Source organism: Henriciella mobilis (assembly GCF_003576315.1).
GTDB lineage: Bacteria > Pseudomonadota > Alphaproteobacteria > Caulobacterales > Hyphomonadaceae > Henriciella > Henriciella mobilis.
In genome coordinates this window covers 453,937-467,686 of record NZ_QWFZ01000003.1, presented here as the reverse complement: position 1 = coordinate 467,686, position 13,750 = coordinate 453,937, and the positions used below count along the sequence as shown (strand labels likewise).

The window sequence follows — 13,750 nt, the reverse complement described above, 5'->3', positions numbered from 1 at the left end:
CCGCTTTCCGAATTTCACAGAGGCCAATGCGCGCAGGTAACGCGATTGGCCGCTGACGCGAAGGACTAGAGACGATGAAAGCCGAAGGCCATCCCGACTATCACTTCATCACTGTCGTCATGACTGATGGAACCGAGTACCAGACCCGTTCGACCTACGGCAAGGAAGGTGACCGCCTCGTGCTGGACATCGACCCGAAGGTCCACCCGGCCTGGACCGGCGGCCAGCAGAACATCGACCGCGGTGGCCGCGTGTCGCGCTTCAAGGACAAGTTCAAGGGCTTCGGCGTCTAGTCGCGCGCGTTCCGAACACACTGTGTTTCTGAAAACCCCTGCCCGCCGGCGGGGGTTTTTATTTGGCGTCTCGCTCCAGGTCCTCCGCACGCGGGGGCACGCGATGTTCGAGCGCCAGATATTCCTCCGAACGCATTTCATGCAGGCGGCTGGCCGTGCGCTGGAATTCGAAACTGCCATCGCCGGATGGGTAGAGATCGTCGGGCTCTGCCGCTGCCGTGGCAACAAGTTTGACGCGGGCCTCATAAAGCGCATCGATCAGGGCGACGAAGCGGGCGGCCTCATTGCGCTTGTCCGGTGACAGCGTGGGCACGCCGCCGAGCAGGACGGTGTGGAAATTGGCCGCGACGGCGAGATAGTCACGCGCGCCGAGTGGCTTCTCGCACAGCTCTGAGAAGGTGAAGCGCGCGACGCCGGCCGCTTCCTTGGGCACCAGGATCTTGCGCCCCTTCACATGCAGGAAGCACTGGTTTGGATGCGCGCCCAGCGTCAGCCGGTCAAAGGCCTCATCGAGCCGGGCTTCGCCATCGTCACCCGTCAGGACGTGCCAGACAGGCGCCTCGGTGAGGCGTTCAAGCCGGTAGTCGCGTTCCGACGACAGCTCGAAGACTTCGCACTGTGCCTTGATCATCTCGATGAAGGGCAGGAAGAGCTGGCGGTTGAGCCCATCCTTGTAGAGATCGTCCGGATGGCGGTTCGAGGTCGCGACGACGGTGACGCGATCCTCGAACAGGTGCTCGAACAGGCGCCCGAGGATCATGGCATCGGCAATCTGGGTGACCTGGAACTCGTCGAAGCAGAGCAGTTTCGCCTCGGACGCGATCAATTTCGCCACTGGCGGGATCGGGTCGCTGCCGGCACCTTTCACCCGGTGAGCGGCTCGGCGGCGCTCGCCCTCGTCCATTTCGCGCCAGGCGTTCATCTCGTCATGCACCCGGCCCATGAATTCGTGGAAGTGGACGCGCTTGGATGCAACGGGGGCCAGTTCATGGAACAGGTCCATCAGCATTGATTTTCCGCGGCCGACACCGCCCCAGAGGTACAGGCCGCGAATGTGCGGAGGCTTGCGGAAAAGGCCGCCGGATGGCGCATTGCGGATGCGGTCGAGCACGCCGTCCAGCTGGCGGGCAGCGGCGAGCTGGGCCGGGTCTTCGCTGAGCTGGCCGGCCTTCGCGCGCTGGCGATAGGCGTCTTCAACACTCATGGCTCAGCCTCCTCCAAAGAAAGACGAGACCTGGCTGGCGAAATAGGACAGCGATGCCGGCTCGACGGCGATGGTTGCGAGGACGCCGGCCAGCGCGCCGCCAATATGCGCTTCATGCCCGAACATGCGGTTCTCGCGCTGCGCCAGTATGGTGCTGATCACGATGAACAAGACGGCGAAGACGAATGCCGGAAGCGGCAGGATGAAAAAGATCCAGAGCAGGGTCAGCGGCGCAAACAGGCAGAAAGAGAAAACGACACCTGATACCGCGCCCGAGGCGCCGAGGGCCCGATAGGTGGGCGTCCGGAAATTCTCCAGCAGCGCCCAGAGATTCCCGCCCAGCAGCGAGGCGGCGTAGACGATGAGGAAGCCCGCCGTCCCGATCGTGGTTTCAACAACAGCGCCGAACTGGAACAGCACGAACATGTTGATGAAGAGGTGGAAGGTGTTCAGGTGCAGGAAGCCGGACGTCACGAGCCTGTGCCATTCGCGCTTCTCACGGATCGCCGCAATATCGAACACATTCGCCATCAGGAAAGCCGGGTTCAGCCACGCATAGAGGCTGGCCAGCACATTCGCCGCGATAAGCGTCAGCGTTGCCGGAAATAGCGATAAGGACTCCATGTCTTCTGCCTAGCTCAAGCAGTCCTGAAACGCATGGAGTTTTTGTGTGGTGCGCTGTCTCAGGCGGCCGTGCGCGAGGATTGCGCGCCTGCATTCTCCATCAGGTCGAACATGAAATCGAGCATCGCTTCCGGCCGCTGGATGAACCGGTTATAGGGCAGACCCGCCTTGAAGACCGGTTGCGGGGCGATATTGCAGCCGCAGCGCACAGCCGTCTCGACAATCTTGTCGCGGTCGGGGTTGGCTGTGGAGACAGCGATCCGGTGACCGCCCATATTCGCGATACGCGCAATGGTCATGTCGCCATCATAGCTGTCCGGCAGCGTCAATTCGGTGATCACCAGATCGAATCGCTCAAGCCTCAGGCGGCGCTCGGCCTCCATCAGGGTGTGAGCCAGGACCAGGTCGATCTGGACACGCGCCCGCGCAGCCTTGTCAGCCGCGATGTTCAGCATGTCCCGGACCGGCTCCTGATCTTCAATCCAAAGAACTTTCATTGACTCTACCCTGTTCAAGCAACTCCGGAGCACCATCAGCGCTCCCCCTCAGTTGTGAACAGACTGGCAGCTACGCATTACGGGTTGGTAAAGCGAAACTTGCTGAAATGTTTACAATTCAAAGTCTTGCATGACCGCTAGAGGGGCGGTGCAGGGCCCGGAAACTGTGTTAGAGTAAGGGTTTGAGGGAGATGTGGCGTGGTTTTGCAGCCCGCTGAGCACGTGAGATGACGGAAGAAATTCTCAAAAAAAATTCCACCGCGTCGGCTTTCCTGAAAGACCTGGACGAGCCTGATCAGCATATTGTCGATACGCTGATCGAGGAGCGCTGCCCGAGCTTTGCCGGCCACTGGAGCTGGCCCATCGTGCGGCCGGTCCTGTATTCGGCGCTCGGCTACCGAAAAGCGCGGCGCATGGCCGATACGTTGATGACGCTGTCCGGGCGCCAATCGTTTGAATATCTGTCGCAGCAGCTGAATGTCAGCCTCGATCTGCGCCATCTCGACCGGCTCCCGGAAAAAGGCCGCGTCGTCATCGCCGCGAATCACCCCACGGGCCTGGCCGACGGGGTCGCTGTCTGGGATGCGATTGTGCGCAAGCGCGAGGACGTCGTGTTCTTCGCCAATGCCGATGCGCTGCGCGTCAATCCGGCTTTCACCGACGTCATGATCCCGATCGAATGGGTTGCGAGCAAGCGCACACCGGCCAAGACGCGCGAGACGCTGCGCATGGCGGCCGAAGCCTTCGAACAGGAAAAATGCATCGTCATCTTTCCTTCGGGCAAGCTCGCCAAGAAGATTGATGGTGAACTGACCGAGCAGGAATGGTTCCCGACCGTGGTGAGCCTGGCGCGCAAGCAGAAGGCGCCGATTCTGCCGCTGCATATCGAGGCGGCCAATTCCTGGCTGTTCTACAAGCTCAGCCAGATCAATGGCGAGCTGCGCGATATTACGCTCTTCCATGAATTGCTGAACAAGAAACGTGCCGAATTCGACATGGCGTTCGGCCCCATCATCCCGCCCGAGCGTCTATCCGGTGATGCCACCATCGTGACGGAACTCCTGCAGGAGCACGTCGCTTATGCGCTGGGGGAGACGCCAGACCTGGACTTCATGCCAACGCGCCCGGCTGCGACAGCCGTACCGCCAGCCTAGAGGCGCTGCTGGTCGGCGCCTGTAAGCGAGCCATGGCAATGCTTGTACTTTTTGCCTGAACCGCAAGGACAGGGCGCATTGCGCGGCGTTTTCGACCAGTCGGCCTCGGCCTGGTGCAGCGGTGGGCCAGCATGCGGGTCGTTCGGCCCTTCCACGACATCCGGGGTCATCTCATTGTCGCCGGTGTCGGGATCGAGGTGTGTTTCCCGCACGCCTTCGCGATTCAGGAGCTGCTCTCGGGCGGCAGCCAGTTGCGCGCGCTGCTCGTCAGTCGGCGGCGGAGCAATGCGGATATTCATCAGGATGCGGGACACTTCGACACGCATCGTGTCGAGCAGGTCGTTGAACAGCTTGAAGGCTTCTTCCTTGAACTCGTTCAGCGGGTCGCGCTGGCCGTAGGAGCGCAGGTGGATGACAGACCGCAGCTGGTCGATCTGTTGCAGGTGCTGGCGCCAGCGCTGGTCGAGGACCTGGAGCAGGACCTGCTTTTCCACCATCTTGATCTGCTTGGCGCCGGCCTGTTCGACCTTCTGTTCGAAATGCTGGTCGGAGGCGACGCGGATACGCTCGGCGATCTCTTCATTGGCAACGCCTTCCTCGGCGGCCCATTTCGCGATCGGCAGGTCGAGGTCGAGCTCGTTCTTCAGCGTCTCGGTGAGCCCGTCGACGTCCCATTGCTCGGCAAAGGCCTTGGGCGGCATGGCGCGGGCAACCCAGCCATCAATCACATCGTGGCGCATGTCGGTGACAACGTCGGTGACGTTCTCGGCCACCATGAAGTCGCGGCGCTGCTCGAACATCGCCTTGCGCTGGTCATTGATGACATCGTCATACTTCAGGACGTTCTTGCGGATCTCGAAGTTGCGCTGCTCGATCTTCTTCTGGGACGTCTCGATCGCCTTGTTCATCCAGGGGTGCGTGATGCCCTCGTCTTCCTTGATGCCGAGGCTCTTCATGATCGAGTTGAGGCGGTCGGCAGCGAAAACCCGCATCAGATCGTCTTCAACGGAGATGAAGAATTTCGACTTGCCCGGGTCACCCTGGCGGCCTGTCCGGCCGCGTAGCTGGTTGTCGATGCGCCGGCTTTCGTGGCGCTCGGTGCCGATGACGAAGAGACCGCCCGCGGCGAGGGCTTCCTTCTTGCCGACTTCAATGGACGCCTTGATCTCGGCTTCCATCTGCGCGCGCTCTTCCTCGGTCGGCTCGCGGCCGTGCTTGGACTGGAATTCATCCTCGGCCTTCCACATGCGCATTTCGAAGTTGCCGCCAAGCTGGATGTCGGTGCCGCGGCCAGCCATGTTGGTGGCCACCGTGACAGCGCCGGGCAGGCCAGCTTCTGCGATGATCTCGGCTTCGTGCTCGTGGTGGCGGGCGTTCAGCACATTGTGCGGAATCTTGGCCTGGGTCAGCAGCGTCGAGATGATCTCGGATTTCTCGATCGAGGCGGTGCCGAGCAGGACCGGCTGGCCCTTGGCGCGCGCATCGCGGACTTCCTTGATGATTTCCTGGTACTTCGCCTTGGCGATCCGATAGACGACATCGTCCTCGTCGATCCGCTGGACCGGCTTGTTGGTCGGCAGCTGGAAGACTTCGAGTTTGTAGATGTCGGCAAATTCGTCAGCCTCTGTAATGGCCGTACCGGTCATGCCGGCCAGCTTTTCATAGAGGCGGAAATAGTTCTGGAACGTAATCGAGGCGAGCGTCTGGTTTTCGGGCTTGATATCGACGCCTTCCTTGGCCTCGATCGCCTGGTGAAGGCCTTCCGACAGGCGGCGGCCTTCCATCATGCGGCCTGTAAACTCGTCGACCAGCATCACCTGGTCATCCTTCATCAGGTAGTGCTTGTCCTTGAAGAAGAGCTTGTGGGCCCGGAGCGCCTGGTTGGCGTGGTGAACGATGGTGATGTTGTGCGGATCCCAGAGCGAGCCTTCCAGCAGGCCTGCTTCCTCGAGCATCCGCTCCATCTTCTCCATGCCGTCCTCGGTGTACATCACCGAGCGCTGCTTTTCGTCGAGTTCGATATCAGTCTCGTCGTCGAGCTGCGGGATCAACTTGTCGATGGTCCGGTAGAGGTCGGAGCGGTCGTCGGTCGGACCGGAAATGATCAGAGGCGTGCGCGCTTCATCGATCAGGATCGAGTCGACCTCGTCGACAATCGCATAAGCATGGCCGCGCTGCGCCATCTGCTCGATCGAATATTTCATATTGTCGCGCAGATAGTCGAAGCCGAACTCGTTGTTCGTGCCGTAGGTAATATCGCAGGCATAGGCCGCCTTGCGCTGCTGGTCGTCGAGGCCGTGCACGATCGTACCGGTCGTCAGGCCAAGGAAACCGTACAGCTTGCCCATCCATTCCGCGTCGCGGCTGGCGAGGTAATCGTTGACGGTGATGACGTGGACGCCCTTGCCGGCGAGCGCATTGAGGTAAACAGCGAGCGTGGCCACCAGCGTTTTGCCCTCACCGGTGCGCATTTCCGCAATCGCGCCCTCGTGCAGGACCATGCCGCCGATCAGCTGGACGTCGAAATGTCGCATGCCGAGCGAACGTTTCGAGCCCTCGCGGACCACTGCAAAGGCTTCCTCAAGCAAGTCGTCGAGCTTCGCGCCCTGCTCGAGACGCTCTCGAAATTCTGTGGTTTTGGCCCTTAATTCCTCGTCGGAAAGTGCCTCCATTTGTGGCTCAAGCGCGTTGATCTTCTCAACACGCTTGCGCATCGGCTTGATTTTCCTGTCATTGGAAGAACCGAAGAGTTTACGGGCAACTGAAAGCATTGAACCGGGTACCAAACTGCGCTGTTGACTTGGTTAGGCCCTCCTGCCTTCAAGTGATTGACAGAAGGTGCACACTAGCTTCGCGTGCGCGCCGGGCAAACTAACCTCTCGACCAGTCGCCGCCGGAGACTTAAGAAGCCGCTCAGGGGGTGTCAATGCAGGCGGCTGCAGCATCAACATTGGGAATTTGCATGAAATCCTCCCGTTACTTCATTCTGGGCGCCGCGCTCAGCGGCATGCTGGCTCTGACCGGATGCGATCCTGTCGGCACGCCAGTCCGCGACAGGCAGGTCGGTTTCGACGCCTCAACAGCAGCTGTCGTGAACGGAGAGCCGATCTATATCTCGGACGTTGAGCTTGAAGCCGTCGCCCAGGGGCGCATCGAAGCCGGCGAGTCCTTCGGCCCTGACCATACCGAATACCAGACCGTGCTTGAGCAACTGATCGACCAGCGCCTGCTGGCCCAGGAAGCGGTGCGCCGCGGTCTCGACCGGTCCCCCCAGGCCCAGCGCCGGCTGGAGACGGCCCGCGAGCGCCTGCTGGGCAATTTCCTGATGGAGAACCTCGTTTCGACCGAAGTCACTGAGGCGGCCATCGACAAGATGTATGACGAGCAGGTCAAGCTGCAGCAGCTCGATGACGAGGTGCGCATCCGCCATATCCTCGTCGAGACGCAGGAAGTGGCCGAAGAGGTCCTGCGCAAGGCCCGTGGCGGCGCCGATTTCACGACGCTCGCCTTCGAAAACTCCAAGGACACCCGCACGCGCCTCGATGGCGGCTCTTTTGGTTGGGTCGCCCCGAACGAGATGATCGATCCGTTTCCATCGGTGATCGCCGACACGCCCGTCGGCGAGATTTCCGAGCCGTTCGAGTCCGAACAGGGCTGGCATATCCTGAAGGTCGAAGAGCGGCGCACGCGTCCGCCCAAGACGAAGGACGAGATGCGCCCGGAAATCGTGACCTATCTGACCTTCACGGAGATCAGCAAGATCCTGCGCCAGCTGCGCGCGGACGCATCGATCCAGCAGCGTGATGGCGGCCCGCCGGACCTGTCCTACCTGGAAGAGCCGGACCCAACCGAGCTGCTGGACGAGCCGGACGCCAGCAGCGAAGACCCGGCCCCATCTGAAAGTGCCGAGGACGAACCGATTCAATGAAGCTGAAACCGTCTCCCTTCGCCCCGGCGGCGTTTCCCACGCTGCCGGCCGTCAAAGGCGTGCTCGCGGCGACCGCGTCCCGGGGATTTTACGCCAGGCGCGGTGTCGAGCGCGACGATGTCTTCCTGTTCGTCCTGCCGGACGGCACAAGCACGGCCGGGGTTTTCACGCGCTCGCACACGGCTTCGGCGGATGTCGACTGGTGCCGTGTGGCGCTCAAGGCGGGAAAGGGGAAGGCGAGGGCGCTTGTCGTGAATGCCGGCAATTCCAACGCCTTCACTGGCAAGGCCGGTGTGCTCAAGAACGATGCGACGCTGAAGGCGATGGTCGAGACCCTGGGTGTTCCGCGCGAGGAGTGCTTCCTGGCAGCGACGGGCGTGATCGGCGAGCCGCTGCCGGACCCGAACTATATGGGCCAGATGCTGCCGGACCTGTCGGGCCGGCTGGCGCCGCCGGACTGGGAAGCGTGCACCCGCGCCTTCATGACCACCGACACATTCCCGAAAGCCTCCGGCGGCAGTTGCGAGATCGACGGGGTCGAGGTGTCTGTTGCCGGCATTCTCAAGGGCTCGGGCATGATCATGCCGAACATGGCGACGATGCTCTGCTACGTCTTCACCGACGCCGCCTTGACGCCCGAAGTGCTGGATACGCTGTTGCGCGGCTCGGTGGACCGGTCGCTCAATTCGGTCACGGTCGATGGCGATACATCGACATCGGACAGCTGCATGCTGTTTGCGACAGGCGGGTCCGGCGCGCCGCTCATCGAATCGGCCGACGATCCGCGGCTGGAAGCCTTTCGCGCGCTGATCGACGAGACGTTCCGCGACCTTGCCCACCAACTGGTGAAGGATGGGGAGGGGGCCTCGAAATTCGTCGAGATCCGTATCGAAGGTGCCGTCAGCGAGGCGTCCGCAAAGACGATCGGGATGCACATCGCGAACTCGCCGCTGATCAAGACCGCGATGGCAGCGGGCGATGCCAATTGGGGCCGGATCGTCATGGCGGTCGGCAAGTCGCTGGAGCCGATCTCCAAGGATGAGATGCGTATCTGGTTCGGGGACCATCTAGTCGCCGAGGGCGGTATGCGTTCGCCCGGCTATGACGAGGCAAGAGCCAGCGCGCACTTTGCCGGAGACCACATATCGGTCCGCGTCGATGTCGCCGCCGGGGATGCTGCCTGGACGGTCTGGACGTGCGATCTCACACACGCCTATGTCGACATAAACGGCGCCTACCGGACATGACAAAACCTCTGGTTTTCGTCGTGGCTGCAGCGCTCATGGATGCGCAGGACCGGGTCCTGCTGGCCCGTCGCCCCGAGGGTAAATCGATGGCCGGTCTTTGGGAGTTTCCCGGTGGAAAGGTGGAATCCGGCGAAACGCCAGAAGCGGCGCTCTGCCGCGAACTGAAGGAAGAGCTACAGGTTGAGGCAGCGCCGGGTGATCTGCAATCCTTCAACTTTGCCAGTTTCGATTATCCGAAATTTCACCTGTTCATGCCATTGTATATACTCAGGGTTTGGAAAGGCGAACCTGTTCCGCTCGAAGGCCAGGCCATCGAGTGGGTCAAGCCCACCGACCTGAAGACTTATCCGGCCCCGCCAGCGGACATCCCGCTTTTCGAGGCTTTGTCAGAGCGTTTTTAGGGGGCGGCATGGTCCAGCGTCTCATCAGCAAGTTCCGGCGGAGCGACAGCGGCGCAAGCGCCGTTGAGTACACGCTGCTGATCGGCCTTCTCGCGCTCGCGGTTGTCGGCGGCATTGCGGCCATTGGCGACACGACTTCCGGACACTTCAATTCTGTGAATGAAGGTTTCCCTGACGCCTAGGATTCGGTCGGGACTTTCCCCAACGCGACATTGACGCCCTGAGGCGGGCCTGCCTTTCTGCCGGTAGCAAGACACCGGGAGGACAGGATGGGCGAAGCACGGCCTTTCAAAATCGACATTGCAGACGAGACGCTCAAGCGCATCCGCGAGCGGATTGCTACCTATCGCTGGTTTCCCGCGCCGGCGGCGGGCGGCCCATGGCAATTTGGTATGTCAGCCGATGTGATGAAGGATATCCAGGCGCACTGGCTGGACCGCTATGACTGGCGGGCGGCCGAAGCCGAGCTTAACCGCTACCCACACTTCAAGGCGGAGATTGACGGGCTCGATATCCACTTCCTGCACATTGTCGGTGAAGCTGAAGGCAAGCGGCCGCTTCTGATGACCCATGGCTGGCCGGGTTCCTTCTTCGAATTCTATGACGCCATCGGCCCGCTCGCTTTCCCCTCGCAGCATGGCGGCTCCGTCGCCGATGCCTTCGACCTCGTCATCCCTTCATTGCCGGGCTACGGCTTTTCCGGAAAGCCCACAGCACCCATCGGCCAGCGAAAGACGGCGAACCTGTTCAACACGCTGATGCGTGAGGTGCTGGGCTACGAGACCTATCTTGCGCAGGGCGGCGACTGGGGCAGCCTGGTCACCTCATGGCTCGGATTCGAGCATCCGGCGAGTGCGCCGCAAGGCGGCTGCCGGGCAATCCATCTCAACATGATGGGCCTGCGCCCGGCCGCTGCCTCACCGCAATCGGACGCAGAGAAAGAATGGGTCGCCAAAAGCCAGGCCAGCATGCAGGCCGAGGGCGCTTACCTCATGGAGCAGGCGACCAAGCCCCAGACACTGGCGATGGCGCTGATGGATTCACCGCTCGGCACCGCCGCCTGGATCATCGAGAAGTTCCACGGCTGGTCGGACGTGCCCGACGGCAATCTCTTCAGCGTCTATTCGAAAGACCAGCTCATCACCAATGCGATGATCTACCTGGTGAATGATGCGATCGCGACATCGGTCTGGTACTACGCGGCGTTCTTCCTGGAGGGCGGCGGGACACTGCCTGAGGGCCAGCGCATCGAGGTGCCGACCGGTTTCGCCAATTATCCCGGCGACACTTACATGCTGATGCCGCCGCGCAGCTGGTGCGAGCGGGCCTACAATATCCAGCATTGGGCGGACATGCCAAAAGGCGGGCACTTCGCAGCGATGGAAGTGCCAGACATGTTTGTCGATGATCTCAGAAAGTGGGCGCGGCCACTTTGAGGGGGCTTGCTAGACGACCAGCCCGATCAGGAAGATCAGCAGCTGGATGAAGATGGCAAGGCCGGCCAGCGCAACCACCGTTGCGATCCAGGCGCCGCCCATTCCCATGATCATGCCAATCGCGATACCTGCGCCGGCGCAGAGAACCAGCGAGACCAGCCAGTTGATGCCCATCGACAGGGTAAAGACCATGTAGCCAACGGAAATCAGCAGGATCAGCGCGCCCCAGGCGCTGGCCTTCATGAAGCCGTCATACATTTTCGACTGGGCGTCGATCTTCATTTCGCCGTGCGTGTATTCGCTCGAAGCCATCTGGCGCTCTCCGTACCTGAATCGAAGCCGTTTTTATTGAGCATGCGCGCGCCGTCAAGCGGCCAAGCCGTCGCATCTGTCCGGTTTGGACAGTTCCTAGTTGAGTTTTGACTTGTCGTCTTGGCGCGGCGGCACGAAAGCGGGCGGTAGCGGGGCGGCCGGCACGCCTTCTTCCTGCAGCGCCTCGCGTTCTTGCGCGGTCGTCTCGCCCCAGATCGGCCGGTGGTCGCGCTCGCCATAATACATGCTGCGTGCTTCCTCGGCGAAGCCGTCGCCCACATAGTCATAATTCTCGGCGATGTGCTGGCGCGCCTTTGCCGCGAGCTTGCCGAACACCCGTTCCGGGTCGGAGGCGCCAGACTTTTCCGAAGGGCGCACCGATGGTGCCATGATCTGCTTGCGCACGTCGGCGCCGCCGCAGTTCGGGCATGTGATAAGATGCCTGTCACGCTGTGTCTCGAAGGCATCAGAAGACGCAAACCAGCCCTCGAAACCGGCCTCGCAATCCCTGCATTCCAGTGCATAGCGGATCATCGATTATGCTCCCCGTCAGACGGCCTCGATCATCGGATCGAGCTTGCCAGCGCGTTCGAGGGCCATCATCTCGTCGCAGCCGCCAATATGGGTGTCACCGACGAAGATCTGCGGGAAGGTCCGCGCGCCATTCGCCCGCGAAACCATTTCCTGCTTCTTGTCAGGGTCCATACCGGCATCGATTTCTTTGAAGTCGACGCCCTTCTGCTTCAGCAGGCTGATGGCCCTTGTGCAAAAGGGGCAGAAGGCGCGTGTGTAGATGGTGACCTCTTGCATGTCTGCTCCGGAAAATATCCTGTTGAGCCCTCTATATGGTGACATCCGTCGGCCTGACAACGCGCGCCAGCACCAGCACGCTGACTGAGGCCGCCTTGCCCTTTTTCAGGGCACGGGTGCATGCCGAAAGGGTTGCGCCGGTCGTGTAGACATCGTCCACCAGCAGCACATGCGCTCCTTCGATCCGGTCGGCGCGCGACGGGCGCACGGCGAAGGCGCCCCGCACGTTCCGGCGCCGCTCACGGGCGGTGAGACCGCCTTGGGTCGGGGTTGGCCTGCGCCGGACAAGCGCGTCGGCCGCGAAGGGCTTGCCAGTGCGCTGTGAGAGGGCGGCCGCCAGCCAGCCGGACTGGTTGAAACCGCGGCTGGCCAGGCGCCTGTAGTGTAGCGGTACCGGAACAATCAGGTCGGCCGCCGGGAGGATGTCGGCGGCCGAAAGTGCCATCCAGGCGGCATAGACAGGCAGGCCGTCACGCCGGCCCGCGCGCTTCAGGTCCAGCACGGCCTTGCGTGAGGCATCGTCATATTCGAGGGCCGCGCGGGCCGCCTGCCACGGTGGCGGCTTGGCCGCGCAGGCGCCGCACAGCGTCGCATCACCGAGATCGCTCTCGGCTGGCATCGCGCAGAGGCGGCAGCCGCTGCCATTCAGGAAGCTGAGCTTCGCGAAGTCTTCCGGCGGGATCAGGCCCGGCCCGACATGGCTCTGGCCGGTCAGCAGCGAGCGCGGCGGCCAGATGAAATCACCGAGTGAGCGCAATCCGGCCTTTGCTGAACGGCTCAGCCGGTCCATATCGAGCCCCATGGCCACTGCCCCACCCAAGCTGTTCGACCGAAACCTGGTGCGTCTGCACCGCGACCGGGCGGCTGCCCGTTACGATGACTATGCCTTCCTGAAGGAGCGGGAGTCGAGTCAGCTCGTCGAACGGCTGATGGACACGACCAAGACGTTCGAGCGCGCGCTGGACCTTGGCGCCCATGTTGGCCGGGCCGCGCAGAAGCTGCGGGCCTCCGGCCGGGTCGGAGCCGTGGACGCGGCGGATGCTTCGGCGGAATTTGTCGCCAGGATGAAAGCCGACGGCCTTGAGGCGTTCCAACTCGACGAGGAAGAAGATGCTTTTGAAACAGGGCGGTATGACCTTGTGACGTCGGTGCTCAGCCTGCACTGGGTGAATGATCTGCCGGGGATGCTGGTGCGGATACGGCAGGGGCTGAAGCCGGACGGGCTGTTCCTTGGCTGCCTGTTTGCCGGCGGGACGCTGGCCGAGCTCAGGGCCTGCCTGATCGAAGCTGAGTCGGAGATCCATGGCGGCGCGTCGGCGCGGCTTTCGCCGCTGCCGGGCCTGCAGGACATGGCAGCCCTGATGCAGCGGGCTGGCTTTGCCCTGCCCGTCGCGGACATTGACACGGTGACGGTGCGCTATGACGACCCGCTCAAATTGATGCGTGATATCAAGGGGATGGGTGAGCAGGCCGCCTTCCTGACCGGCGAAAAGGGGCCGCGGCGGCCGCTGTCACCGGCCGTGCTGATGCGGATGAGCGAGCTCTATGCCGAGCGCTACAGTGATCCGGATGGCCGCCTGAGGGCGACCTTCAACATTGTCTGGCTGTCCGGCTGGGCCCCACATGAGAGCCAGCCCAAGCCCCTGCGCCCGGGAAGCGCGCGCCATAGCCTGGCGGATGCGGTCAAGAACTTCCCGCGGAAGGATTGAGGAGCGATTGTGGGACGGACGGTCTTAAAACAGTACGATTCCAGTACATTTTCAGTCTGATTCCGGTATGGCTGCCGTCTGTTCCTGGCCCCCTCAGCCCGACAAGCAAAGAAAAAGCCCGCCACGAGAGTCGCG

At 62.2% G+C, this 13,750-nt stretch carries 16 protein-coding genes; 8 read left to right on the top strand and 8 right to left on the bottom strand.

The features are described from left to right. The first annotated feature begins 74 nt into the window (after positions 1-74). The gene (rpmE, locus tag D1227_RS02355; RefSeq protein ID WP_119375601.1) at positions 75-293 is read left to right on the top strand and encodes a 50S ribosomal protein L31; all 219 of its coding nucleotides are present in this window, start codon (positions 75-77) and stop codon (positions 291-293) included. A gap of 58 nt (positions 294-351) precedes the next feature. Here the strand turns inward: rpmE and zapE are convergent, their stop codons facing one another. The 3 genes from zapE to D1227_RS02340 are packed head-to-tail and all read right to left on the bottom strand — an operon-like array spanning position 352 to position 2,618. Continuing rightward, entirely contained in the window at positions 352-1,497 is a 1,146-nt protein-coding gene (gene zapE, locus D1227_RS02350) for a cell division protein ZapE (protein ID WP_119403641.1), read from the bottom strand. A gap of 3 nt (positions 1,498-1,500) precedes the next feature. After that, entirely contained in the window at positions 1,501-2,121 is a 621-nt protein-coding gene (locus tag D1227_RS02345) for a rhomboid family intramembrane serine protease (RefSeq protein WP_119403640.1), read from the bottom strand. 59 nt (positions 2,122-2,180) lie between these two features. Next, positions 2,181-2,618, bottom strand: coding sequence for a DNA-binding transcriptional response regulator (locus tag D1227_RS02340; protein WP_119375598.1), 438 nt, complete (start codon positions 2,616-2,618; stop codon positions 2,181-2,183). A gap of 227 nt (positions 2,619-2,845) precedes the next feature. Here D1227_RS02340 and D1227_RS02335 point away from each other — a divergent pair, with 227 nt between their 5' ends. Next, entirely contained in the window at positions 2,846-3,772 is a 927-nt protein-coding gene (locus D1227_RS02335) for a GNAT family N-acetyltransferase (RefSeq protein WP_119375597.1), read from the top strand. Here the strand turns inward: D1227_RS02335 and secA are convergent. Continuing rightward, complete coding sequence (gene secA / locus D1227_RS02330) at positions 3,769-6,543, bottom strand: preprotein translocase subunit SecA (RefSeq protein ID WP_119403639.1); 2,775 nt, start codon at positions 6,541-6,543, stop codon at positions 3,769-3,771. The two genes, D1227_RS02335 and secA, sit on opposite strands and share 4 nt — an antisense overlap. Before the next feature lie 191 nt (positions 6,544-6,734). Here secA and D1227_RS02325 point away from each other — a divergent pair, with 191 nt between their 5' ends. The 5 genes from D1227_RS02325 to D1227_RS02305 all read left to right on the top strand — a co-directional run bounded on the left by D1227_RS02325 (position 6,735) and on the right by D1227_RS02305 (position 10,784). Then, a complete protein-coding gene (locus D1227_RS02325; protein WP_119403638.1) occupies positions 6,735-7,700 on the top strand; it encodes a peptidylprolyl isomerase in 966 nt (321 codons plus the stop codon). Continuing rightward, entirely contained in the window at positions 7,697-8,947 is a 1,251-nt protein-coding gene (argJ, locus tag D1227_RS02320) for a bifunctional glutamate N-acetyltransferase/amino-acid acetyltransferase ArgJ (protein WP_119403637.1), read from the top strand. Before D1227_RS02325 ends, argJ begins: the two co-directional genes overlap by 4 nt. Beyond that, positions 8,944-9,348: an 8-oxo-dGTP diphosphatase MutT gene (gene mutT / locus D1227_RS02315; protein WP_119375593.1), complete on the top strand. Its 405-nt coding sequence runs from the start codon at positions 8,944-8,946 to the stop codon at positions 9,346-9,348. The genes argJ and mutT overlap by 4 nt, the downstream gene beginning before the upstream one ends. Positions 9,349-9,356: 8 nt before the next feature. Then, complete coding sequence (locus D1227_RS02310) at positions 9,357-9,530, top strand: Flp family type IVb pilin (RefSeq protein ID WP_119375592.1); 174 nt, start codon at positions 9,357-9,359, stop codon at positions 9,528-9,530. Positions 9,531-9,617: 87 nt separating this feature from the next. Beyond that, a complete protein-coding gene (locus tag D1227_RS02305) occupies positions 9,618-10,784 on the top strand; it encodes an epoxide hydrolase family protein (RefSeq protein WP_119403636.1) in 1,167 nt (388 codons plus the stop codon). A gap of 9 nt (positions 10,785-10,793) precedes the next feature. Here D1227_RS02305 and D1227_RS02300 read toward each other — a convergent pair whose 3' ends face one another. The 4 genes from D1227_RS02300 to D1227_RS02285 form a co-directional block, all read right to left on the bottom strand. Then, positions 10,794-11,096: an aa3-type cytochrome c oxidase subunit IV gene (locus tag D1227_RS02300; RefSeq protein WP_119375590.1), complete on the bottom strand. Its 303-nt coding sequence runs from the start codon at positions 11,094-11,096 to the stop codon at positions 10,794-10,796. Positions 11,097-11,192: 96 nt separating this feature from the next. Beyond that, positions 11,193-11,630, bottom strand: a complete 438-nt coding sequence (locus D1227_RS02295) for a DUF1178 family protein (RefSeq protein ID WP_119403635.1) — start codon at positions 11,628-11,630, stop codon at positions 11,193-11,195. Positions 11,631-11,645: 15 nt separating this feature from the next. Beyond that, complete coding sequence (gene grxC / locus D1227_RS02290; protein WP_119403634.1) at positions 11,646-11,906, bottom strand: glutaredoxin 3; 261 nt, start codon at positions 11,904-11,906, stop codon at positions 11,646-11,648. A 31-nt stretch (positions 11,907-11,937) separates the two neighbouring features. Then, positions 11,938-12,708, bottom strand: coding sequence for a ComF family protein (locus tag D1227_RS02285; protein ID WP_119375587.1), 771 nt, complete (start codon positions 12,706-12,708; stop codon positions 11,938-11,940). On the opposite strand from D1227_RS02285, the gene D1227_RS02280 reads away from it, so the two are divergent. Continuing rightward, entirely contained in the window at positions 12,707-13,615 is a 909-nt protein-coding gene (locus D1227_RS02280; RefSeq protein ID WP_119403633.1) for a methyltransferase domain-containing protein, read from the top strand. The genes D1227_RS02285 and D1227_RS02280 overlap by 2 nt on opposite strands. Positions 13,616-13,750 lie beyond the last annotated feature (135 nt).

What these genes read in the sequence shown, in the direction of transcription:
- rpmE (WP_119375601.1), top strand. Translation starts at nt 75, where the DNA reads ATGAAAGCCGAAGGCCATCCCGACTATCACTTCATCACTGTCGTCATG.
- zapE (WP_119403641.1), bottom strand. Translation starts at nt 1,497, where the DNA reads ATGAGTGTTGAAGACGCCTATCGCCAGCGCGCGAAGGCCGGCCAGCTC.
- D1227_RS02345 (WP_119403640.1), bottom strand. Translation starts at nt 2,121, where the DNA reads ATGGAGTCCTTATCGCTATTTCCGGCAACGCTGACGCTTATCGCGGCG.
- D1227_RS02340 (WP_119375598.1), bottom strand. Translation starts at nt 2,618, where the DNA reads ATGAAAGTTCTTTGGATTGAAGATCAGGAGCCGGTCCGGGACATGCTG.
- D1227_RS02335 (WP_119375597.1), top strand. Translation starts at nt 2,846, where the DNA reads ATGACGGAAGAAATTCTCAAAAAAAATTCCACCGCGTCGGCTTTCCTG.
- secA (WP_119403639.1), bottom strand. Translation starts at nt 6,543, where the DNA reads ATGCTTTCAGTTGCCCGTAAACTCTTCGGTTCTTCCAATGACAGGAAA.
- D1227_RS02325 (WP_119403638.1), top strand. Translation starts at nt 6,735, where the DNA reads ATGAAATCCTCCCGTTACTTCATTCTGGGCGCCGCGCTCAGCGGCATG.
- argJ (WP_119403637.1), top strand. Translation starts at nt 7,697, where the DNA reads ATGAAGCTGAAACCGTCTCCCTTCGCCCCGGCGGCGTTTCCCACGCTG.
- mutT (WP_119375593.1), top strand. Translation starts at nt 8,944, where the DNA reads ATGACAAAACCTCTGGTTTTCGTCGTGGCTGCAGCGCTCATGGATGCG.
- D1227_RS02310 (WP_119375592.1), top strand. Translation starts at nt 9,357, where the DNA reads ATGGTCCAGCGTCTCATCAGCAAGTTCCGGCGGAGCGACAGCGGCGCA.
- D1227_RS02305 (WP_119403636.1), top strand. Translation starts at nt 9,618, where the DNA reads ATGGGCGAAGCACGGCCTTTCAAAATCGACATTGCAGACGAGACGCTC.
- D1227_RS02300 (WP_119375590.1), bottom strand. Translation starts at nt 11,096, where the DNA reads ATGGCTTCGAGCGAATACACGCACGGCGAAATGAAGATCGACGCCCAG.
- D1227_RS02295 (WP_119403635.1), bottom strand. Translation starts at nt 11,630, where the DNA reads ATGATCCGCTATGCACTGGAATGCAGGGATTGCGAGGCCGGTTTCGAG.
- grxC (WP_119403634.1), bottom strand. Translation starts at nt 11,906, where the DNA reads ATGCAAGAGGTCACCATCTACACACGCGCCTTCTGCCCCTTTTGCACA.
- D1227_RS02280 (WP_119403633.1), top strand. Translation starts at nt 12,707, where the DNA reads ATGGCCACTGCCCCACCCAAGCTGTTCGACCGAAACCTGGTGCGTCTG.
- D1227_RS02285 (WP_119375587.1), bottom strand. Translation starts at nt 12,708, where the DNA reads ATGGGGCTCGATATGGACCGGCTGAGCCGTTCAGCAAAGGCCGGATTG.